This window comes from Actinoplanes oblitus, assembly GCF_030252345.1.
Classification (GTDB): Bacteria; Actinomycetota; Actinomycetes; order Mycobacteriales; family Micromonosporaceae; genus Actinoplanes; species Actinoplanes oblitus.
In genome coordinates, this window is the sequence record NZ_CP126980.1 from 1,924,741 (window position 1) to 1,946,727 (window position 21,987).

Consider the following 21,987-nt stretch of genomic DNA (forward strand, 5'->3'; position numbering starts at 1 on the left):
CAAGAGACTTTGCAGGGCCGACGTCGTCCCGACCTTGATCCGAAACACCAGACGACAGGAGGCCCGGTGGCATATCCGCATCCCCAGGGGTTGTACGACCCGGCGTTCGAGCGTGACGCCTGTGGCGTGGCCTTTGTTGCCGACATTCACGGCCGTCGTAGTCACGACGTGGTGGCCAAGGGTCTGTCGGCGCTGATCCGCCTGGACCACCGGGGCGCGCGTGGCGCCGAGCAGAACACCGGCGACGGCGCCGGGATCATGATTCAGGTCCCGGACGAGTACTACCGCGCCATCCTCGACTTCGACCTGCCCGAGGCGGGTCACTACGCGACCGGTCTGGTCTTCCTGCCGACCGACGCGGACGAGGCCGCCCGTGCGATCAAGGTCTTCGAGAAGTACGCCCTGGTCGAGGGTGGCGACCTGCTCGGCTGGCGGGAGGTGCCGGTGGACCCGGCCGACCTGGGCGCCACCGCCGAGGACGCGCGCCCGGCGATCCGGCAGGTCTTCCTGGCCGCGCACCGGCTGGTCGACTCGAGCGCCGGCCCGGCCGGTGAGCGGCTGTCCGGCATCGAGCTGGACCGGGTCGCGTTCTGCATCCGCAAGCAGGCCGAACGGGAGACCACGCAGCGTGGCGTGGCCGCCTACTTCCCCTCGCTGTCCTCGCGGACCATCACCTTCAAGGGCATGCTCACCCCGGAGCAGCTGCCGGAGTTCTTCCCGGAGCTGACCGACAAGCGGGTGACCTCGGCGATCGCCCTGGTGCACTCCCGGTTCTCCACCAACACCTTCCCGTCGTGGCCGCTGGCGCACCCGTACCGGCTGATCGCGCACAACGGTGAGATCAACACCATCCGCGGCAACAAGAACTGGATGGCCGCCCGCGAGGCGCTGTTGTCCACCCCGAACCTGCCCGGCAACATCAAGCGGCTGTTCCCGATCAACTCGCCGGAGGCCTCCGACTCGGCCTCCTTCGACGAGGTCCTGGAGCTGCTGCACCTGGCCGGTCGCAGCCTGCCGCACGCGATGCTGATGATGATCCCGGAGGCCTGGGAGAACGACCCGGCGATGGACCCGGCGCGGCGCGCCTTCTACCGCTTCCACGCGAGCCTGATGGAGCCGTGGGACGGGCCGGCCGCTGTCGCCTTCACCGACGGCACCGTGATCGGCGCCGTGCTGGACCGCAACGGGCTGCGCCCCGGCCGCTGGTGGCACACCAGGGACGGCCTGGTCGTGCTCGGCTCCGAGGCCGGCGTGCTGGACGTCGACCCGGCCGAGGTGGTCGCCAAGGGCCGCCTGCAGCCGGGCAAGATGTTCCTGGTCGACACCGCTGCCGGGCGGATCGCGCACGACGACGAGATCAAGGCCGAGCTGGCCGCCGCCGAGCCGTACGCGGACTGGCTGCACGCCGGGCTGATCGAGCTCGCCGACCTGCCGCCGCGCGAGCACGTGATCTACACGCACGACTCGGTGACCCGTCGCCAGCAGGTGTTCGGGTACTCCGAGGAGGAGCTGAAGATCCTGGTCGCGCCGATGGCGCGGTCCGGCGCCGAGCCGCTCGGCTCGATGGGCACGGACACCCCGATCTCCCCGCTGTCCACCCGGCCGCGGCTGCTGTTCGACTACTTCCACCAGCTGTTCGCGCAGGTCACCAACCCGCCGCTGGACGCCATCCGGGAAGAGCTGGTGACCAGCCTGGCCACCACCATCGGCCCGGAGGCCAACCTGCTCAAGCCGGGCCCGGCGAGCTGCCGGCAGATCGCCCTGCCCTACCCGGTGATCGACAACGACGAGTTGGCGAAGCTGCTCTCCATCGACGAGGACGGCGACCTGCCCGGGTTCAAGGCGGTCCGGGTCTCCGGCCTCTACCCGCTGCGGGACGGCGCGGCCGGCATCAAGGCCCGGCTCACCCAGATCTGCCGGCACGTCTCCGAGGCGATCGAGGACGGCGTCCGGATCCTGGTGCTCTCCGACCGGGACTCCAACGCCGATCTGGCGCCGATCCCGTCGCTGCTGCTCACCGCGGCCGTGCACCAGCACCTGGTGCGCGAGCAGACCCGCACCCAGGTGGCGCTGGTGGTCGAGTCCGGTGACTGCCGCGAGGTGCACCACGCGGCGACCCTGATCGGGTTCGGCGCGGCGGCGGTCAACCCGTACCTCGCCTTCGAGAGCGTCGACGACCTGATCGCCACCGGCGCGCTGACCGGCATCGACCCGCGCAAGGCGGTCCGCAACTACGTCAAGGCGCTCGGCAAGGGCGTCCAGAAGATCATGTCGAAGATGGGCATCTCCACGGTGTCCTCGTACTGCGGCGCGCAGGTGTTCGAGGCCGTCGGCCTGGACAACAAGCTGCTCCAGCGGTACTTCGCGGGCACCTCGGGCCGGATCGGCGGGGTCGGCCTGGCCGAGATCCACGCCGAGGTCAAGGCGCGGCACGAGAAGGCGTACCCGGCGAACCCGGCCGAGCGGGCGCACCGCCGGCTGGAGGTCGGCGGCGAGTACCAGTGGCGCCGCGAGGGTGAGCTGCACCTGTTCAACCCGGAGACGGTCTTCCTGCTCCAGCACGCCACCCGCAGCAAGCAGTACGACGTCTTCCGCAAGTACACCGGCAAGGTCAACGAGCTGTCGGCGCAGGCCGGCCACCTCCGCGGCCTGTTCCGGTTCGCGGCGGACCGGCCGGCCATCGACATCAGCGAGGTCGAGCCGGCCAGCGAGATCGTCAAGCGGTTCTCCACCGGCGCGATGAGCTACGGCTCGATCTCCGCCGAGTCGCACGAGACGCTGGCCATCGCGATGAACCGGCTCGGCGCCAAGTCGAACACCGGCGAGGGCGGCGAGGACGTCGAGCGCCTCTACGACCCGGAGCGCCGTTCCGCGATCAAGCAGATCGCCTCCGGCCGGTTCGGCGTGACGAGCGAATACCTGGTCAACGCGGACGACCTGCAGATCAAGATGGCGCAGGGCGCGAAGCCCGGCGAGGGCGGCCAGCTGCCCGGCAACAAGGTGTGGCCGTGGGTCGCCAAGACCCGGCACGCCACCCCGGGCGTCGGCCTGATCTCGCCGCCGCCGCACCACGACATCTACTCGATCGAGGACCTGGCGCAGCTGGTCCACGACCTGAAGATGGTCAACCCGGCCGCCCGGGTGCACGTCAAGCTGGTCTCCGAGATCGGCGTGGGCACGGTGGCGGCGGGTGTCGCCAAGCTGAAGGCCGACGTCATCCTGATCTCCGGGCACGACGGCGGCACCGGCGCGTCCCCGCTGAACTCGCTCAAGCACGCCGGCACCCCATGGGAGCTGGGCCTGGCCGAGGCGCAGCAGACGCTGCTGCTGAACAAGCTGCGCGACCGGGTCACCGTGCAGGTCGACGGCCAGCTCAAGACCGGCCGGGACGTGGTGATCGCGGCCCTGCTCGGCGCCGAGGAGTTCGGCTTCGCCACCGCGCCGCTGATCGTCTCCGGCTGCATCATGATGCGGGTCTGCCACCTGGACACCTGCCCGGTCGGCATCGCCACGCAGAACCCGGTGCTGCGCGAGCGGTACACCGGCAAGCCGGAGTTCGTGGAGAACTTCTTCATGTTCCTCGCCGAGGAGGTCCGGGAGATCCTGGCCGAGCTCGGGTTCCGGAGCATCGAGGAGGCCATCGGCCACGCCGAGGTCCTCAACGTGGTCGAGGCGGTCGACCACTGGAAGGCCAAGGGCCTCGACCTGGCGCCCATCCTCTACGTGCCCGAGCTGCCCGAGGGCGCGGCCCGCCGCGGCGTGGTGGCCCAGGACCACGGCCTGGAGAAAGCGCTGGACAACGAGCTGATCGCGCTGGCCCAGCCGGCCCTGATCAAGGGTCACCCGGTCCGGCACGAGCTGCGCACCCGCAACGACCAGCGCAGCGTCGGCGCCATGCTGGGCGGCGAGGTCTCCCGGCGGTACGGCGGCAACGGCCTGCCCGACGACACCATCGAGTTCACCCTGCGGGGCACCGGTGGCCAGTCGTTCGGCGCGTTCCTGCCGCGCGGCGTCACCCTGCGGCTGATCGGCGACACCAACGACTACGTCGCCAAGGGTCTGTCCGGCGGCCGGGTGATCGTCCGGCCGGCCGAGGACGCGCCGTTCACCGCCGAGGACAACACCATCGCCGGCAACACCATCCTGTACGGCGCCACGGCCGGCGAGATCTTCCTGCGCGGCCGGGTCGGCGAGCGGTTCGCGGTCCGCAACTCGGGCGGCGTGGCGGTCGTCGAGGGCGTCGGCGACCACGGGTGCGAGTACATGACCGGTGGCACCGTGGTGGTGCTCGGCCCGACCGGGCGCAACTTCGCGGCCGGCATGAGCGGCGGCAAGGCGTTCGTGCTGGACCTGAACCAGGACCTGGTCAACCCGGAGCTGGTGGATCTCGCGCCGCTCACCGACGAGGAGCGCGACCTGCTGCGCTCGCTGGTCGAGAAGCACCACGCGGAGACCGACTCGGCGGTGGCCGAGCGCCTGCTGAAGGACTGGCCGGCCGCTGTCGAGCGGTTCACCGCCGTGGTGCCGCGCGACTACAAGCGCGTGATGGAGCTGATCAAGACCGCCGAAGCCGCCGGTCACAACGTCGACGAGGCGGTCATGGGGGTTACCAGTGCCTGACCCGAACGGTTTCCTCCGCTACCAGCGGCAGCTGCCCAAGCGGCGGCCGGTCCCGGTGCGGATCATGGACTGGCGCGAGGTCTACCCGCCCGCGGGCGAGGAGCTGATCCGCGACCAGGCCACCCGCTGCATGGACTGCGGCATCCCGTTCTGCCACGACGGGTGCCCGCTGGGCAACCGCATCCCGGACTGGAACGACCTGGTGCGTACCGGGAACTGGGAGTCGGCGGCCGAGTCGCTGCACGCCACCAACAACTTCCCGGAGTTCACCGGCCGGCTCTGCCCGGCGCCGTGCGAGGCGGCCTGCGTGCTGGGCATCGGCGACGACCCGGTGACCATCAAGCAGGTCGAGGTGGAGATCGCCAACCACGCGTTCGACCTGGGCTTCGTCCGGCCGCAGCCGGCGCCGGTGGCGTCCGGCAAGTCGGTCGCGGTGGTCGGTTCCGGCCCGGCCGGCCTGGCCGCCGCGCAGCAGCTGGCCCGGGCCGGGCACGCGGTCACCGTCTACGAGCGGGACGACCGGATCGGTGGCCTGCTCCGCTACGGCATCCCGGACTTCAAGATCGAGAAGCACGTGATCGACGCGCGGCTCGAGCAGATGGCCGCCGAGGGCGTGGTCTTCCAGACCGGGGTCAACGTGGGCGTCGACATCACCGCCGACGACCTGCGCGAGCGGTACGACGCGGTGCTGCTGGCCGCCGGCGCGCTGGCCGGCCGGGACACCCCGGAGACCCCGGGCCGCCACCTCAACGGCGTGCACCTGGCGATGGAGCACCTGGTCCCGGCCAACCGGATCGTCGCGGGCCTGCAGGACACCACGCCGATCGACGCCAAGGGCAAGCACGTGATCATCATCGGCGGTGGCGACACCGGGGCGGACTGCCTCGGCGTCGCGCACCGTCAGGGCGCCGCCTCGGTGACCCAGCTGGACCAGTACCCGCTGCCGCCGGAGGTCCGGGCCGGGCTCAAGGACCCGTGGCCGACCTGGCCGATGATCCTGCGCAACTACGCCGCGCACGAGGAGGGTGGCGACCGGATCTTCGGCGTCGCCGTCCAGGAGTTCGTCGGCGACGAGCGGGGCAACCTGGTCGCGATCCGGCTGGCCGAGGTCTCGGTGCAGCGGGTCGACGGGGTCCGGACGGTCACCGTGGTACCCGGCTCGGAGCGCGAGCTGCGCGCCGACCTGGTGCTGCTGGCGATCGGCTTCGAGGGCACCGAGGACCAGCCGCTGCTGGCCCAGTTCGGCCTGACCCGCAACCGGCGCAACGTGCTGGACGCGAACCGGGAGTGGCAGACCGACGCCGAGGGCGTGTTCGTGGCGGGCGACATGCACAAGGGCGCGTCGCTGATCGTCTGGGCGATCGCCGAGGGCCGGTCGGCCGCCGCGGCGATCCACGACTACCTGGGCGCGGCGGGAGATCTGCCGGCACCCGTTCGCTCGGACCAGCAGCCGCTCTCGGTCTGAGTAAGCGTTCACTGGGGCCCGTCACCCTTTTCGGGGGGTGGCGGGCCTCTTTGTGCTGGTCGGGGACTTGATCGACGTACGCGACAGGGGGTTGTGGCATGTGGCGCCGGTCGCCTTCAGGCGACCGATAAGCTGATCCGGCGGTCGCTGAAGCCCGCGGACGACGCAGCGAACCCGTGATTTCCCGGGTTGACCTCGCCGTCGACACCCGCAATTCATGCCGAGGACGGGGGTCGCTCGCCGAGCCGCCCCAGGAGAAGGATTAGCCTGATGGCCGTGACACGCCGCGTAAAGATCGTCTGCACGATGGGCCCCGCCACCAAGTCTCCCGAGCGGATGCTCGGGCTGGTCGAGGCGGGCATGGACGTGGCCCGGATGAACTTCAGCCACGACACCCGGGAGAACCACCGGGAGATGTACGAGCTGGTCCGGTCCGCGTCGGAGCAGGCGGGCCGTGCCGTCGCCATCCTCGCCGACCTGCAGGGTCCGAAGATCCGGCTGGGGAAGTTCGCCGACGGCCCGCACCGCTGGGAGACCGGTGACCGGGTGGTCATCACCGGTGACGAGATCATCGGCACCAAGGACCGGGTCTCCTGCACCTATACGAAGCTGCCGCAGGAGGTCAAGGTCGGTGACCGCCTGCTGATCGACGACGGCAAGGTGGCCGTCGAGGTGACCGGCGTCGAGGGCAACGACATCAGCGTCCTGGTCACCGAGGGTGGCCCGGTCAGCAACAACAAGGGTGTCTCGCTGCCGAACGTCGCGGTGAGCGTCCCCGCCATGAGCGACAAGGACGAGCAGGACCTGCGGTTCGCGCTGAAACTCGGCGTCGACCTGGTGGCCCTGTCGTTCGTCAGGTCGCCCGACGACATCAAGCTCGTCCACCAGGTGATGGACGAGGAGGGCCGCCGCGTCCCGGTGATCGCCAAGGTGGAGAAGCCGGAGGCGGTCGAGCACCTCGAGGCGATCGTGCTGGCCTTCGACGGCGTCATGGTCGCCCGCGGTGACCTGGGCGTCGAGCTGCCGCTGGACCAGGTCCCGCTGGTGCAGAAGCGCGCCGTGCAGCTGTGCCGGGAGAACGCGAAGCCGGTCATCGTGGCCACCCAGATGCTCGACTCGATGATCGAGAACTCGCGCCCGACCCGGGCCGAGGCCTCCGACGTCGCCAACGCCGTGCTCGACGGCACCGACGCGGTGATGCTCTCCGGTGAGACCAGCGTCGGCAAGTACCCGGTGCTCACGGTCAGCACGATGGCCAAGATCGTCACCACCACCGAGTCCGGCGGCCTGGGCGTGGCCCGGCTGCAGCACGACCCGAAGACGCACGGTGGCGCGCTCACCATCGCCGCCTCGCAGATCGCGCGGAACATCGGCGCCAAGGCGCTGGTGGCGTTCTCGCAGACCGGTGACACCGTGCGCCGCCTCGCCCGGCTGCACTGCGACCTGCCGCTCTACGCGTTCACCCCGGTCGACCACGTCCGCAGCACCCTGGCGCTGAGCTGGGGCGTGGAGACGTTCCTGACCGACTTCGTGGAGCACACCGACGACATGTTCCGCCAGGTGGACGCGAAGATGCTGGGTCTGGGCCTGGCCAAGCCCGGCGACTACGTGGTCGTCGTGGCCGGCTCCCCGCCGAACGCGCCGGGTTCCACCAACACCCTGCGCGTGCACCAGCTCGGCTCGCTCGTGGACCCGTCCGCCGTATGACGCAACCCCTGCAGGGCCAGGCCGCCGTCGACCAGCTTCTGGAGATCCTCGACCTGAGGCAGGTCGACGCGGCCACGTTCACCGGTGACAGCCCGCAGACCGGTGCCCAGCGCGTGTTCGGCGGCCAGGTCGCCGGGCAGGCGCTGGTCGCCGCGGGCCGCACCGTCGATCCGGCACGGCTGGTCCACTCCTTGCACGGCTATTTCGTACGCCCCGGCGACCCGACCGAGCCGATCACGTTCCACGTGGAGAACATCCGCGACGGGCGCTCCTTCTCGGTCCGCCGGTCCACCGCCCGCCAGCACGGCAAGACGATCTTCTTCATGTCGGCGTCGTTCCAGGTCCTCGAGGACGGGCTGGACCACCACGAGCCGGCGCCCGAGGGGGTGCCCGGCCCGGAGGACGTCCCCACCATGCGTGACTGGGTGGACAAGTACCCGAGCCGGCGCAGCGTGTTCAACGCCAGCCCGCAGGCCGTCGACGTGCGCTACCTGGGCCAGCCCGGCTGGGTGCCGCCCGGCGACCGGGACGCGAGTGCGCAGCAGCGGGTGTGGATGCGGATCGACGGCAAGCTGCCGGACGACCCGCTGCTGCACGCCTGCGCGCTGACCTACGCGTCCGACCTGTCGCTGCTGGACGCGGTGCTGTCCTACCACGGCGAGGTGTGGGGACCGGGCGGCGTGGTGGGCGCGAGCCTGGACCACGCGCTGTGGTTCCACCGGACGTTCCGGGCCGACGAGTGGTTCCTCTACGACAGCGCCAGCCCGTCGGCGGGCCGGGGTCGCGGCCTGGCGAACGGGCGGATGTTCACCCGGGACGGCCGGCACATCGCCTCGGCCGTCCAGGAGGGCCTGCTCCGCCGGGTCGGTGCCTGATCCCGGACCGGCCCTGATCTGGACCGCCCTGATCTCCTGGTGACCCCGCCGGAGGTGGGTCCCGGCCTGGCGACTGGCCGCTCACGGATCCACCACCGGCGGGGCCGGGGACAGGACTTTCTTTCTAGTGCCCGCCCGCCGGACGCTCCGGCTGGGCGGCGTTCCTCGCTGCCGGGGCGCTCGCCAGACCCTCCGGGCTGTCCGGGGCCGGTGGCAGGTCGGCGGTCTCCGGCGCGGCCGGCGCGCCCGGCCGGGGCCCGGTGATCCCGGCCTGGGCCAGCATCGCGTCCAGGTCGGCGGTGGTCCGCACCACCCGCTCGTGGAACGACTCGGTGTGCGCCCCGAAGTGCGGTTCGGCGGTGGCGACCGCGCCGTCCCGGGCCCGGTGCTTGGCCCGCGCCCGGCCGGCGCCCTCGAAGTCGGTGTGCCCGGCCGAGTACCCGGCCAGCCCGGCGGCCCGTTCCGGCGGCAGGTCCAGCACGTCGCGGCCCTTCGCCGCGACCTCCCGCAGGCGCAGCGCGGTGACCAGGTCGGCGACCGCCCGCAGCACCCCGAGCCCGCCCAGGATCACCAGCACCGCCTGTGCGCCACGGGCCAGCGGGCCGGCGGCCAGGAAGCCCAGCGCGGTCTCCAGCACGCCGATCATGACGACCAGGCTCCACACCCGGTCCGTGCCGCGCGTCATGATCCCGACCGCGACGTCGACGGCGCCCCGGACCAGCAGGTACCAGCCGATCAGCGCGGCCGTCGTGGTGTACCCGGAGTCGTCGCTGACCAGCATGATCGTGCCGGTGACGGCGAACAGCACGGCCAGCCCGGCGTTCAGCCACCAGGTGCGGGTGCCGGCCAGCGCCCGCAGGCCCTCGCAGACCGCCCCGAACAGCACGATCGGCCCGGCCACGGCGGTGATGTCGGTCGGTTCCAGTCGCAGCACGCTCCAGCCGGTGACCAGCCAGGCGGCCGCGGCCACCATCAGGAATCCCCACATCCCCCCGCGTGCGACGGTCAGTGGCGACGAACCGGACCACAACATGAGGCCTCCCGTGATGCTGTCCCTGCCATGACAGCACCGCGGGCAGGCGGCGGCGGGGCGTTCGCGGAGATTGGCCGGGGAGCCGGGACGACTATGAGACGCTTTCCGGTACGCCGTTCACGGCGTACCGGAAAATCGCCGGAGGCGCGGGCGGACCGGGAACCGGAATGGTTTCCGCGGGGGCCGCGGTCCGCATGTCTCCCGCGTCTGTGGGTCGCGTCACCACAGGGCCGATGCGGAATGCGACGCTCGCCGAGGCGGCCGCGGTGATGGTTTCTGGTGTCCCCGGTGGGATTCGAACCCACACTGCATGGATTTTGAGTCCATCGACTCTGCCGGTTGGTCTACGGGGACAGACGGGATGGCCACACCACTGGAAGCGGTGATGCCAACCTCAGCGAGAGACAGCCTACCTACTACGCTGAGGAGGGTGACACCCAGATACCAGGGTGTCGCGACGCAGAGGGATGAGGGAAGAGGTTCCGTGGCCGACACGCAGGCTGGTGCCGAGCGCAAACGGGTGCTCATCGCCGAGGACGAGGCCCTGATCCGGTTGGACCTCGCCGAGATGCTCGTCGAAGAGGGTTACGACGTGGTCGGCGAGGCGGGAGACGGCGAGACCGCGGTGCGGCTGGCCGAGGAGCTGAAGCCGGACCTGGTGATCCTGGACATCAAGATGCCGATCATGGATGGCCTGGCCGCGGCCGAGCGGATCGCCGGCGGGCGGATCGCCCCGGTGGTGATCCTGACCGCGTTCAGCCAGCGCGACCTGGTGGAGCGGGCCCGTGCCGCCGGCGCCATGGCGTACCTGGTGAAGCCGTTCCAGAAATCGGACCTGGTGCCGGCCATCGAGATCGCGCTCTCGCGGTACTCCGAGATCGCCGCGCTGGAGTCCGAGGTGGCCGGGCTGACCGAGCGCCTGGAGACGCGCAAGTCGGTGGAGCGCGCCAAGGGCGAGCTGATGACGAAGTACGCGATGACCGAGCCGCAGGCCTTCAAGTGGATCCAGCGAACCGCGATGGACCATCGGATGACCATGCGTGAGGTGGCTGACCGGATTCTGGCCGAGGGTCAGGAGTCCGGCGGCGTACAGCAGCCGAGTTGACCTTGACAAACTGTGGCTTGTGACACTCTCCTCGTGCGTTCGATCACCGGACGTAACGGTTCGGTGAAAGCCGGTTCGAACGCTATCCACCCGTGACTCACCTGGGATAGCGTCCCGCCCCATGACGGGCTGACTGCGCTCCGCCGATTGGCAAGGGCCAATCGGCGTGTGGTGGCCCGGTGGGTTCGGTTATGAGGAGGGTTCCAACCTTGAAGCAGGTCTTCGCGCGTGCGATCGGCGGTGTCGCTCTGATCGGGCTGCTCGCCGGTACTGCAGCTTGTAACAAGGATACGAGCAGCGACACGGCGTCAGGTTCGAACTGCGGCTACAAGCTGGCGTTCTTCGGTGCGCTCACCGGTTCGGCCGCCAACCTCGGTGTGAACATCGAGCAGGGCTTCGAGCTGGCCGTCAACCAGTACAACGAGAAGAAGGGGTCGACCTGCATCGAGGTCGCCAAGTTCGACTCGCAGGGTGCGGCGGAGGTGGCTCCCGGTGTGGCCCGGCAGCTCGTCTCCGACAAGAAGATCCTCGGTGTCGTCGGCCCGCCGTTCTCCGGTGAGTCCGAGGCCGCCGACCCGATCTTCGCCGAGGCGAAGATCCCGACGATCACCCCGTCGGCGACCCGCACCTCGCTGTCGTCCAAGGGCTGGAAGATCTTCCACCGCGCCGTCGCGAACGACGACGCGCAGGGCCCGGCCGCCGCGGCGTACATCAAGGACACCCTGAAGGCGCAGAAGGTCTTCGTGGCCGACGACCAGTCCGCGTACGGCGCGGGCCTGGCCGACGTGGTCAAGAGCAAGCTGGGTGCCGCGGTGGTCGACTCCGACAAGACCGACGGTGACGGCAAGCAGAGCGACTTCTCGGCGCTGATCTCCAAGGTGAAGTCGAGCGGCGCGACCGCCTTCTTCTACGGCGGTTACTACACCAACGCCGGCCTGATCCGGAAGCAGCTCACCGCGGCCGGCTGGAAGGGCACGCTGCTCGGCGGCGACGGCATGAAGGACCCGGGCCTGGCCAAGGCGTCCGGCAACGCCGCGGCTGTCGGCACCGTGGTGACCTGCCCGTGCTCCCCGCCGGAGCAGGCGGGCCAGGAGTTCAACAACGCGTACAAGACGAAGTGGAACGTCGCCGCCGGCACGTACTCCGACGTCGCGTTCGACGCCGCGAACATCTTCCTGCAGGGCATCGAGGCCGGTAACACCACGCCGGACAAGCTGAACACCTACCTGTCGACGGTGAACTACAAGGGCATCGCGAACACGTACAAGTGGACCGCCGAGGGCGAGCTGGACCCGACCCTGATCAAGGTCTGGGCCTTCAAGTTCGACGAGTCGGGCGACACCAAGGCGGACGTGGAGATCAAGGTTTCCTGACCGCTAGGCGGTAACTCTCTGTAGGGCCGGTGTGGCCGGATGATCTCCGGCCGCACCGACCTCGTCGTTTTGGAGCCCTCTTGTGAATTTCTCCGGTCTGATTCAGAACTTCGGGCCGCTGACGATCACTGGCCTGACGCAGGGCGCCATCATCGCCCTGTTCGCTCTGGGCTACACCCTCGTCTACGGCGTTCTCCGGCTGATCAACTTCGCCCACTCCGAAGTCTTCCTCCTCGGCACCTACGCCGCCCTGATCTCCTGGGGCTGGTTCGGCCTGGACCAGAACTCGGCCACCCCGTCGGTCGGCGCGGTGCTCGGTTACCTGGTTCTCGGCCTGGTCGCCGCGATCATCATCTCCGGCCTCACCGCACTCACCGTGGAGCTGGTGGCGTATCGCCCGTTGCGCAAGCGCAACGCACCGCCCCTCGCCTTCCTGATCACCGCGATCGGCGCCTCGCTGGTCATCTCCGAGGTGGTCGGCGTGGTGACGCACCGTGGCCCCCGCGGGGTCCCGCCGCTGATCCAGCCCAAGGCGGTGATCACCATCGGCAACATGGAGATCACCAACCTGCAGATCCTCATCATCGTGCTGGCCCTGGTGATGATGTTCCTGCTCGACCGCTTCATCAACGGGTCCCGGCTCGGCCGGGGCATCCGGGCGGTCGCACAGAACCCGGACAGTGCCGCCCTGATGGGCGTCAACAAGTCCCGGGTGATCGCGCTGGTCTTCCTGATCGGTGGCCTGATGGCCGGCGTCGCCGCGGTGATGTACGACCTCAAGGTCGGCGTCACCAAGTTCGACGCGGGCTTCCTGCTGGGCATCGAGGCCTTCACCGCCGCCGTGCTCGGCGGCATCGGTAACCTGCGCGGCGCGCTGCTCGGCGGCCTGCTGCTCGGCCTGGTGCAGAACTACGCGGCCGGCCTGTTCGGCACCGAGTGGCTGCACGCCGTCGGGTTCGTGGCTCTGGTCCTGATCCTGCTCTTCCGCCCGACCGGTCTGTTGGGTGAGTCCCTGGGGAGGGCGCGCGCATGAGTGCCGTCGCTGAAAAACCGGTCACCGCGAAGAAGAGCGGCCGCCAGTTGCGCGGCTGGCTCGGCCGCCAGCCGATGCCGGTACGCCTGGGCCTGATCGCCCTGCTGGTGATCGGCGCGTACCTGCTGCCGTACGTGGAGTCGGTCCCGGTGATCGGCCCGCAGGTCATCACCACCGGCGTCGACTGGCGCACCGCCCTGTTCGAGATGGCGTACTACGTGCTGCTCGCCGTGGGCCTGAACGTGGTGGTCGGCTTCGCCGGTCTGCTGGACCTCGGCTACGTCGGCTTCTTCGCCGTCGGCGCCTACGTGACCGCCCTGCTCACCTCCCCGGACAGCGTGCTGGGCACCAAGTGGGGCTGGGTGGTCGCCATCCCGGTCGCGCTGGCCGTGACCATGCTGGCCGGTGTGCTGCTGGGCTGGCCGACGCTGCGGTTGCGCGGTGACTACCTGGCAATCGTGACGCTCGGTTTCGCCGAGATCATCCGGATCATCGTCACCAGCTCGGACTGGGCCCGTGGGGAACGCGGTTTCTCGCAGATCCCGCACCCGCCGGGGCAGCACTCCGACGGCACCCCGATCTTCGGCGTCGCGGACGCCACGCCGTACTTCTGGCTGGCGCTCACCGTGGTGATCGTGGTCATCCTCGGGGTGCGCAACCTGGACCGCAGCCGGGTCGGCCGGTCCTGGCTGGCGATCCGCGAGGACGAGGAAGCCGCCGAGATCATGGGCGTGCGGACGATCAAGTTCAAGCTGTGGGCGTTCGCCATCGGCGCGTTCATCGGTGGCCTGAGCGGCGTGCTGTTCGCCGGCGAGAACGGCTTCATCAACTCGCAGCCGTTCGTCCTGCAGTTCTCCATCCTGGTGCTGGCCGGCGTCGTCATGGGTGGCTCCGGCAACATCGCCGGCGCGATCCTGGGTGGCGCGCTGATCTCGTACATCCCGAACCGGCTCCGGGGCATCACCGGCCCGTTCGACACCGACCTGTACGAGTACCGGTTCGCCATGTTCGGCGCGCTGATCATCCTGATCATGGTGCTCCGGCCGCAGGGTCTCATCCCGAGCAGACGGCGCGCGATGGAGCTGAAAGACCGCCAGAAGGAGGCCGCGCCGCAATGAGCGAGCCACATGTCGAGAGCCCCGAGGAGCTCGACCGTCTGAACGCGGGCCCGGTGGACGAGGCCGCGCCGACCGGTCCGGTCTCGAAGGGTTCGCCGGATTCGCCGGTCACCCGCGGCGACGACGTCCTGCTGGAGATGGACGACGTCACGCTCCGCTTCGGCGGCGTGGTGGCGCTGAACGGGATCAGCTTCGCGCTGCGCAAGGGCGAGATCTTCGGCCTGATCGGGCCGAACGGCGCCGGCAAGACCACCTGCTTCAACGCGATGACCGGCGTCTACCGGCCGACCAGCGGGCAGATCCGGTTCCGGGGCGAGTCGCTGATCGGCAAGAAGAAGCACGAGATCACCCGCGGCGGGATCGCCCGGACGTTCCAGAACGTCCGGCTGTTCCCGGAGATGACGGCGCTGGAGAACGTGATGGTGGGCGCTGACGCCCACTTCAAGACCAGCGTGCTCAGCGCGTTGTTCCGCCTGCCGCGGTTCTGGCGGGAGGAGCGCGACGGCCGGGCCCGGTCGATGGAGCTGCTGCGCTTCGTCGGCATCGAGCACCGGGCCGGCGAGGTCAGCCGGAACCTCTCGTACGGCGAGCAGCGCCGGCTGGAGATCGCCCGGGCGCTGGCCACCAACCCGACCCTGCTCTGCCTGGACGAGCCGGCCGCCGGCTTCAACCCGGCGGAGAAGGAGGAGTTGCTCGGCCTGATCCGGAAGATCCGGGACACCGGCGTCACCGTGCTGCTGATCGAGCACGACATGCGCCTGGTGATGGGCGTGACCGACCGGATCGTGGTGCTCGAGTTCGGCAAGAAGATCGCCGAGGGCACGCCGGCCGAGGTGCGCGACAACCCGGCGGTCATCGCCGCTTACCTGGGGGTGCCCACCGATGCTGCTTGAGCTGAAGGACATCACGCTGCTGTACGGGCGGATCCAGGCCCTGCACGGCATCAGCCTCACCGTCGGCGAGGGTGAGATCGTCGCCCTGATCGGCGCGAACGGCGCCGGCAAGACGACCACCATGAAGGCCATCTCCGGCCTGCGCCCGGTGGCCCAGGGCTCGATCCTCTTCGACGGCCAGGACATCACCAAGCTGCGCGCCGACCTGCGGGTGGTGCGCGGGGTGTCCCAGTCGCCCGAGGGCCGCGGCGTCTTCCCGGGCATGACGGTCCGGGAGAACCTCGAGATGGGCGCCTACACCCGGCGCAACCGGGCCGAGATCGCCGAGGACATGGAGCGGGTGTTCACCCTGTTCCCCCGGCTCAAGGAACGCGAGAAGCAGAGCAGCGGCACGCTCTCCGGTGGCGAGCAGCAGATGCTCGCGGTCGGCCGGGCGCTGATGAGCCGCCCCAAGCTGCTGCTGCTCGACGAGCCCTCGATGGGTCTCGCGCCGATGCTGATCCAGCAGATCTTCGACATCATCGTGGAGATCAACCAGCAGGGCACCACGGTGCTGCTGGTGGAGCAGAACGCGCAGCAGGCGCTCTCCCGGGCGCACCGGGCGTACGTCCTGGAGACCGGCCGGATCGTCAAGGAAGGCACCGGGCAGGATCTCCTGCACGACCCCGCCGTCAAGGACGCCTACCTCGGCGTCGCCTGATCCCAGTCTTGTAACCCCTTAGGAGTACCCATGTTCCGCATCACCCCCGGCCGGCGGGCGATCCTCGGCGCGGCCGTGGCGGCGGCGCTGACCGTGTCGCTGTCCGCCTGTGGCGAAGAGTCCGACACCAGCACCGGCACCACCGGCTCGGCGCCGAGCGCGGCGGCCGACACCTCGCTCGCCGACAAGGTCCCGGCCAGCATCAAGTCGACCGGCAAGCTGGTCATCGGCACCGACTCGACCTACGCCCCGAGCGAGTTCCTGGACACCGACGGCAAGACCATCGTCGGCTTCGACGTCGACCTGTTCAACGCGGTCGGCCAGAAGCTGGGCCTGAAGACCGAGTGGCAGACCGCCAAGTTCGACAGCATCATCCCGGGCGTCGGCAGCGGCAAGTACAACGTCGGCGTCTCGTCCTTCACGATCAACAAGGACCGGATGAAGGAGGTCAACATGATCTCCTACTTCTCCGCGGGCACCCAGTGGGCGGCCAAGACCGGCGCCACCATCAACCCGGACGACGCGTGCGGCAAGAAGATCGCCGTGCAGACCTCGACGGTGCAGGCCGACGACATCGCGGCGCGCTCGAAGAAGTGCACCGAGGCGGGCAAGGCGAAGATCACCGTCGACCAGTACCAGGCCCAGTCGGACGCCACCAACGCCGTGGTGACCGGCAAGGACGACGCCATGCTGGCCGACTCCCCGGTGGCGGCGTACGCGGTGAAGCAGACCGGCGGCCAGCTCGCCCTGCTCGGTGACATCTACGACTCCGCGCCGTACGGCTACGCCGTGGGCAAGGACCAGACCGAGTTCGCGAACGTCATCGCGGAGGCGGTCAAGGCGCTCATCGCCGACGGCACCTACAAGACGGTTCTCGACAAGTGGGGCGTCGCGGCCGGTGCCATCGACGCGCCCGCGGTGAACCCGGCTTCCTGATCGTCATCCGGCAATGACGCAAGAGACAGAGACCGGACGGGCGCGGCCTGAGGCGATCAAGGCCGTGCCCGTGCGGCACCCCGGCAGGTGGGTGATGGTCGGCGTACTGGCGGTGCTGGTCGCCATGTTCGCCCATCTGCTGCTGACCAACTCCGGCTTCCGCTGGTCGTTCATCTTCCTCGAGTACACCCCCGGCAAGCGGGGCGTGATGTTCACCGAGCCGATCCTGCGGGGCCTGCGCGGCACGCTGCTGCTCACCGTCTGCTCGATGCTGCTCGGTGTCGTGCTCGGCGTGGTGATCGCGATCATGCGGCTGTCGTCGAACAAGGTGCTCTCCTCGGTCGCCTGGGTCTACACCTGGTTCTTCCGGGCCGCGCCCCGCCTGGTGCTGGCGATCCTGTTCGGCAACCTGAACATCCTGTGGACCCGGATCGGCTTCGGCCTGCCGTTCGACAAGCAGATCGGCTCGCTGTTCGGCCTCGACGACTTCAACGGCCAGTTCTTCAGCATCGAGTCCAAGGACCTGCTCGCCGGGTTCGTGGCCGGCGTGCTGGCGCTGGGCCTGTCCGAGGCGGCCTACATGGCCGAGATCGTCCGGGCCGGCATCCAGTCGATCGACTCCGGGCAGAGCGAGGCGGCCGTGGCCCTGGGCATGTCCCGCGGCCAGGTGCTGCGCCGGGTGGTGCTGCCCCAGGCGATGCGGGTGATCGTGCCGCCGACCGGCAACGAGATCATCGCGATGGTCAAGGACACCTCACTGGTCGCCTACGTCCCGGTGGCCACCGAGCTGTTCTTCCAGATCCAGCAGGTGGAGGCGCGTACCTTCGTGGTCCTGCCCAGCCTGGTGGCCGCGCTGATCTGGTATCTGATCATCTGCAGCGTGCTGATGATCGGCCAGTTCTTCGTGGAACGGCACTTCGGCAAGGGGTACGGCGCGGCCGGCAAGGCGCGCCAGCGGCTCCGCGACATCCAGGTCGAGCAGGGCGGGCGGGTCACATGACCGAGATGGTGAGGGCGGAGAACGTCCACAAGTACTTCGGCTCCCTCGAGGTGCTCAAGGGCGTGGACCTGACCGTGCCGTCGGGCGGGGTGAGCTGCGTGCTCGGCCCGTCCGGGTCGGGCAAGTCGACCTTCCTGCGCTGCATCAACCACCTGGAGAAACTCAACGCCGGCCGGATCCTGGTCGACGGCGAGCTGGTCGGTTACCGCGAGCGCGGCGGCAAGCTGCACGAGATGAACGAACGGGACATCGCCAAGCAGCGGCAGTCGATCGGCATGGTGTTCCAGCGGTTCAACCTGTTCCCGCACATGACGGTCCTGGACAACGTCATGGAGGCGCCCTGCCGGGTCAAGCGGGAGAACCGGGCCGAGGTCCGGGACCGGGCCCTGGCCCTGCTCGACCGGGTCGGCCTGGGCGAGAAGGTGGACAACTACCCGGGCCAGCTCTCCGGCGGTCAGCAGCAGCGGGTGGCGATCGCCCGGGCGCTGGCCATGCGGCCCAAGCTGATGCTCTTCGACGAGCCGACCAGCGCGCTCGACCCGGAGCTGGTCGGTGAGGTGCTCGAGGTGATGAAGGGCCTGGCGCGGGACGGGATGACGATGATCGTGGTGACCCACGAGATCGGCTTCGCCCGGGAGGTGGCCGACGAGGTGGTCTTCATGGACGGCGGGGTCGTCGTCGAGAAGGGCCGGCCGGACGAGGTCATCGCGAATCCGCAGCAGGAACGCACCAAGGCGTTCCTGAGCAAGGTGCTGTGAGGCGGGCGGGGCGGTCGCCGTTTGTGTCGTACCCGCGGTCTAGAGTTTCTGGACGTGAGCGACGACGCGACGACCCCCCGCCTGCTGCTGCTCGACGGCCACTCGCTGGCCTACCGGGCCTATTTCGCCCTGCCCGCGGAGAACTTCTCCACGGTCACCGGCCAGCACACCAACGCGGTGTTCGGCTTCACGTCGATGCTCATCAACATGCTGCGTGACGAGAAGCCGACCCACATCGTGGTCTCCTTCGACCTCTCCCGGAAATCGTTCCGCACCGAGAAGTACGCGGAGTACAAGGCCGGCCGTTCGGAGACCCCGGCGCCGTTCCAGGGCCAGGTCAGCCTGATCCAGGAGGTCCTGGAGGCGCTGCGCATCCCGGTGGTGACGAAAGAGAACTACGAGGCCGACGACGTCATCGCCACCCTGGCGACGCAGGCCCGCGCGGCCGGCATGGAGGTGATCATCTCCACCGGCGACCGGGACGCGTTCCAGCTCGCCGGGGAGCACGTCACCATCCTCTACCCGGTCCGCGGCGTCTCCGAGGTCTGGCGGATGACCCCGGAGGCGATCGAGGCGAAGTACTTCGTGCCGCCGTCGCGCTATCGGGACAAGGCCGCCCTGGTCGGCGAGACCAGCGACAACCTGCCCGGCGTGCCGGGCGTCGGCGACAAGACCGCCGCCAAGTGGATCAATGAGTACGGCGGCCTGGACGGCGTCATCGCCAACGTCGACAAGATCAAGGGCAAGGCCGGGGAGAACCTGCGCGCCCACCTCGCCGGCGTCATCCGGAACTACGACCTCAACGCGCTGGTCTGCGATCTGGAGCTGCCGCTGCGCCCGGAGGACGCCCGCTGGCACGGCTGGGACCGTGAGGCGGTGCACCAGCTGTTCGACGCCCTCGAGTTCCGGGTGCTCCGCGAGCGGCTCTATTCCTACCTGGAGGCCGTCGAGCCGGAGGCCGAGTCCGGCTTCGACCTGGCCGGGCAGGTGCTGCGGGCCGGTGCGGTGGCCGGCTGGCTCGCCGAGCACGCCGTCGCCGCCCCGGTCGGCATCGCCGTCACCGGCACCTTCGGCCGCGGCACCGGCCAGGTGACCGGCATCGCGGTGGCCACCGGCAGCGGCCCGGCCGCCTGGTTCGACCCGGCCGGCCTGGACGAGGACGACGAGCGTGCGGTGGCCGCCTGGCTCGCCGACCCGGAGCGGCCCAAGGTGCTGCACGACGCCAAGCCGATCCTGCTCGCCTTCCGGGCGCACGGCTGGCAGCTGGCCGGCGTGGTCACCGACACCGCCCTCGCGGCCTACCTGGCGAAACCCGACCAGCGCGGTTACGACCTGACCGACCTGGCGCTGCGCTACCTCAAGCGCGAGCTGAAGGTGGACGCGCCGGCCGACGGGCAGCTCGCCCTGTCGTTCGACGGCGACGAGCAGGACACCGCGGCCGAGGAGGCCGTGATGCTGCGCGCCCGGGCCACGCTCGACCTGGCCGACGTGCTCACCGCCGAGTTGTCCCGCGACGGCGGCGAGTCGCAGCGCCTGCTCGCCGAGGTGGAGCAGCCGCTCTCGGTGGTGCTGGCCGAGATGGAGAGCCGGGGCATCGCCGCCGACACCGATTACCTGTCCGAGCTGGAGACGAACTTCGCCGCCGAGGTGAAAGCGGCCCAGCAGGCGGCGCACGAGGTGCACGGCCGCGAGTTCAACCTGGGCTCGCCCAAGCAGCTGCAGGAGATCCTCTTCGTCGAGCGCAACCTGCCCAAGACCAAGAAGATCAAGTCGGGCTACACCACCGACGCGGACGCGCTGCAGGACCTGTTCGCCAAGACCGAGGACCCGCTGCTCGCCCACCTGCTGCGGTACCGCGACATGGCGAAACTGAAGTCGACGGTGGACGGGCTGCTCAAGTCGGTCTCCGACGACGGGCGGATCCACACCACGTTCAACCAGACGGTGGCCGCGACCGGCCGGCTGTCGTCGACCGATCCGAACCTGCAGAACATCCCGATCCGCACCGAGGAGGGCCGGCGGATCCGCCGGGCGTTCATCGTCGGCTCCGGGTTCGATCAGCTGATGACCGCCGACTACAGCCAGATCGAGATGCGGATCATGGCGCACCTGTCGAAGGACGAGGCGCTGATCGCCGCGTTCAACTCGGGCGCCGACTTCCACGCCGCGACCGCCTCGTCGGTCTTCCACGTCGAGCTCGGCGACGTCACCGCCGACCAGCGACGCAAGATCAAGGCGATGAACTACGGCCTGGCGTACGGGTTGAGCTCGTACGGCCTCTCCAACCAGCTCACCATCTCGAACGACGAGGCCAAGGGCCTGATGGAGGAGTACTTCGAGCGGTTCGGCGGGGTGCGCGACTACCTGCAGGCGGTGGTGCTGCAGGCCGGCAAGGACGGGTACACCGCGACCATCCTCGGCCGCCGGCGCTATCTGCCCGACCTGAGCAGCGACAACCGGCAGCGGCGGGAGATGGCGCAGCGGATGGCGCTGAACGCGCCGATCCAGGGGTCGGCGGCGGACATCATCAAGATCGCGATGCTGCGGGTGGACGAGGCGCTCCGGTCCTCCGGACTGGCCTCCCGGATGCTGCTGCAGGTGCACGACGAGCTGGTGTTCGAGGTGGCCCCGGGGGAGCGGGAGGCGCTGGAGGAGCTCGTCCGGCGGGAGATGGGCGGGGCGTACCCGTTGTCGGTGCCGCTGGAGGTGTCGGTCGGCCACGGCCGCGACTGGAACGGCGCCGACCACTGACGAGCGCCTCGGCCCGCACGTCGTCGCGGGCGGCCTCCTCGTGCCGCCCGTGACGGGAGCCGCCCGGCGCACGCGGCGGGCCGGGCGTCGCACATGTGGGTGTTTTTGGGCTCGTTCGGGCGTCTGAGCGCGTTTTTGGGCACCCCGGGGGCTTCGTGGCTTGCCCCGATCTGCCACGCTGGACCGATGTCGAGCCGATCGATGTCGATGGAGCAGACCGTTCATCCGGCCGTGCCGCGCGGGACCGGCCCGGTCGTCGGCATGACCGACCGGGCCGTTCCACCCGACGTCGTCTCGCTCTCCGCGGACGGCGTCGCTCTGACGGTGGCGCCGCTGGCGGCGTCGAGCGCCACCGAGTTCGCCGCGATGTTCAAGGCCCTCGGTGACCCGGTCCGGCTGCGCCTGCTCTCGATGATCGCCTCGGCTGCCGACGGCGAGATCTGCGTCTGCGATCTGAGCAGCGCGTTCCACCTGACCGGCCCGACCATCTCGCACCACCTGCGGATCCTGCGCGAGGCGGGCCTGGTGGACAGCGACCGCCGCGGCACCTGGGTGTATTACCGCGCCGTCCCGGCCACCCTGATCCTGCTCGCCGGCCTCCTGCACAAGTCGTAGGTCAC

At 69.8% G+C, this 21,987-nt stretch carries 16 protein-coding genes and 1 tRNA gene; 15 read left to right on the forward strand and 2 right to left on the reverse strand.

Features of this window, described 5'->3' with window-relative positions; all coding sequences use genetic code 11:
- The first annotated feature begins 66 nt into the window (after positions 1 to 66).
- The 4 genes from gltB (at position 67) to Actob_RS08860 (ending at position 8,667) form a co-directional block, all read left to right on the forward strand.
- Positions 67 to 4,620, forward strand: coding sequence for a glutamate synthase large subunit (gltB, locus tag Actob_RS08845; RefSeq protein WP_284919572.1), 4,554 nt, complete (start codon positions 67 to 69; stop codon positions 4,618 to 4,620).
- Positions 4,613 to 6,085, forward strand: coding sequence for a glutamate synthase subunit beta (locus tag Actob_RS08850; RefSeq protein WP_284919573.1), 1,473 nt, complete (start codon positions 4,613 to 4,615; stop codon positions 6,083 to 6,085). Before gltB ends, Actob_RS08850 begins: the two co-directional genes overlap by 8 nt.
- Before the next feature lie 270 nt (positions 6,086 to 6,355).
- Positions 6,356 to 7,792: a pyruvate kinase gene (pyk, locus tag Actob_RS08855; protein WP_284919574.1), complete on the forward strand. Its 1,437-nt coding sequence runs from the start codon at positions 6,356 to 6,358 to the stop codon at positions 7,790 to 7,792.
- Positions 7,789 to 8,667: an acyl-CoA thioesterase gene (locus Actob_RS08860; protein WP_284919575.1), complete on the forward strand. Its 879-nt coding sequence runs from the start codon at positions 7,789 to 7,791 to the stop codon at positions 8,665 to 8,667. Before pyk ends, Actob_RS08860 begins: the two co-directional genes overlap by 4 nt.
- 124 nt (positions 8,668 to 8,791) lie before the next feature.
- Here Actob_RS08860 and Actob_RS08865 read toward each other — a convergent pair whose 3' ends face one another.
- Positions 8,792 to 9,640, reverse strand: coding sequence for an HdeD family acid-resistance protein (locus tag Actob_RS08865; protein ID WP_284919576.1), 849 nt, complete (start codon positions 9,638 to 9,640; stop codon positions 8,792 to 8,794).
- Between the two features lie 337 nt (positions 9,641 to 9,977).
- Positions 9,978 to 10,054: transfer RNA gene (locus Actob_RS08870), tRNA-Leu, on the reverse strand.
- A gap of 130 nt (positions 10,055 to 10,184) precedes the next feature.
- Between Actob_RS08870 and Actob_RS08875 the strand changes: the two genes are divergently transcribed.
- From Actob_RS08875 to Actob_RS08925, 11 genes are all read left to right on the forward strand, one after another.
- Complete coding sequence (locus Actob_RS08875; RefSeq protein ID WP_284919577.1) at positions 10,185 to 10,805, forward strand: ANTAR domain-containing response regulator; 621 nt, start codon at positions 10,185 to 10,187, stop codon at positions 10,803 to 10,805.
- A 209-nt stretch (positions 10,806 to 11,014) separates the two neighbouring features.
- The gene (locus Actob_RS08880) at positions 11,015 to 12,178 is read left to right on the forward strand and encodes a branched-chain amino acid ABC transporter substrate-binding protein (protein WP_284919578.1); all 1,164 of its coding nucleotides are present in this window, start codon (positions 11,015 to 11,017) and stop codon (positions 12,176 to 12,178) included.
- A gap of 82 nt (positions 12,179 to 12,260) precedes the next feature.
- Positions 12,261 to 13,211 carry a branched-chain amino acid ABC transporter permease gene (locus Actob_RS08885; protein WP_284919579.1) on the forward strand — a complete coding sequence of 317 codons (951 nt, stop codon included), beginning with the start codon at positions 12,261 to 12,263 and terminating at the stop codon, positions 13,209 to 13,211.
- On the forward strand, positions 13,208 to 14,329 hold the full coding sequence (locus tag Actob_RS08890) for a branched-chain amino acid ABC transporter permease (protein ID WP_284919580.1): 1,122 nt from the start codon (positions 13,208 to 13,210) through the stop codon (positions 14,327 to 14,329). The genes Actob_RS08885 and Actob_RS08890 overlap by 4 nt, the downstream gene beginning before the upstream one ends.
- A 137-nt stretch (positions 14,330 to 14,466) precedes the next feature.
- Positions 14,467 to 15,222, forward strand: a complete 756-nt coding sequence (locus Actob_RS08895; protein ID WP_284922276.1) for an ABC transporter ATP-binding protein — start codon at positions 14,467 to 14,469, stop codon at positions 15,220 to 15,222.
- Positions 15,212 to 15,922, forward strand: a complete 711-nt coding sequence (locus tag Actob_RS08900) for an ABC transporter ATP-binding protein (protein ID WP_284919581.1) — start codon at positions 15,212 to 15,214, stop codon at positions 15,920 to 15,922. The genes Actob_RS08895 and Actob_RS08900 overlap by 11 nt, the downstream gene beginning before the upstream one ends.
- A 30-nt stretch (positions 15,923 to 15,952) precedes the next feature.
- Positions 15,953 to 16,858 carry an ABC transporter substrate-binding protein gene (locus Actob_RS08905; protein ID WP_284919582.1) on the forward strand — a complete coding sequence of 302 codons (906 nt, stop codon included), beginning with the start codon at positions 15,953 to 15,955 and terminating at the stop codon, positions 16,856 to 16,858.
- A 13-nt stretch (positions 16,859 to 16,871) separates the two neighbouring features.
- Positions 16,872 to 17,858: an amino acid ABC transporter permease gene (locus Actob_RS08910; protein ID WP_284919583.1), complete on the forward strand. Its 987-nt coding sequence runs from the start codon at positions 16,872 to 16,874 to the stop codon at positions 17,856 to 17,858.
- Positions 17,855 to 18,616, forward strand: a complete 762-nt coding sequence (locus Actob_RS08915; protein WP_284919585.1) for an amino acid ABC transporter ATP-binding protein — start codon at positions 17,855 to 17,857, stop codon at positions 18,614 to 18,616. The genes Actob_RS08910 and Actob_RS08915 overlap by 4 nt, the downstream gene beginning before the upstream one ends.
- A 54-nt stretch (positions 18,617 to 18,670) precedes the next feature.
- Positions 18,671 to 21,367, forward strand: a complete 2,697-nt coding sequence (gene polA / locus Actob_RS08920; RefSeq protein ID WP_284919586.1) for a DNA polymerase I — start codon at positions 18,671 to 18,673, stop codon at positions 21,365 to 21,367.
- Positions 21,368 to 21,628: 261 nt separating this feature from the next.
- Entirely contained in the window at positions 21,629 to 21,982 is a 354-nt protein-coding gene (locus tag Actob_RS08925) for an ArsR/SmtB family transcription factor (RefSeq protein ID WP_407653694.1), read from the forward strand.
- The last annotated feature ends 5 nt before the right edge of the window (positions 21,983 to 21,987 follow it).

Bases quoted from the DNA above. Each gene is read 5' to 3' on its own strand.
- pyk (WP_284919574.1), top strand. From the start codon at position 6,356: ATGGCCGTGACACGCCGCGTAAAGATCGTCTGCACGATGGGCCCCGCC.
- Actob_RS08860 (WP_284919575.1), top strand. From the start codon at position 7,789: ATGACGCAACCCCTGCAGGGCCAGGCCGCCGTCGACCAGCTTCTGGAG.
- Actob_RS08865 (WP_284919576.1), bottom strand. From the start codon at position 9,640: ATGGTGGCCGCGGCCGCCTGGCTGGTCACCGGCTGGAGCGTGCTGCGA.
- Actob_RS08890 (WP_284919580.1), top strand. From the start codon at position 13,208: ATGAGTGCCGTCGCTGAAAAACCGGTCACCGCGAAGAAGAGCGGCCGC.
- Actob_RS08895 (WP_284922276.1), top strand. From the start codon at position 14,467: ATGGACGACGTCACGCTCCGCTTCGGCGGCGTGGTGGCGCTGAACGGG.
- Actob_RS08900 (WP_284919581.1), top strand. From the start codon at position 15,212: ATGCTGCTTGAGCTGAAGGACATCACGCTGCTGTACGGGCGGATCCAG.
- Actob_RS08905 (WP_284919582.1), top strand. From the start codon at position 15,953: ATGTTCCGCATCACCCCCGGCCGGCGGGCGATCCTCGGCGCGGCCGTG.
- Actob_RS08910 (WP_284919583.1), top strand. From the start codon at position 16,872: ATGACGCAAGAGACAGAGACCGGACGGGCGCGGCCTGAGGCGATCAAG.
- Actob_RS08915 (WP_284919585.1), top strand. From the start codon at position 17,855: ATGACCGAGATGGTGAGGGCGGAGAACGTCCACAAGTACTTCGGCTCC.
- Actob_RS08925 (WP_407653694.1), top strand. From the start codon at position 21,629: ATGACCGACCGGGCCGTTCCACCCGACGTCGTCTCGCTCTCCGCGGAC.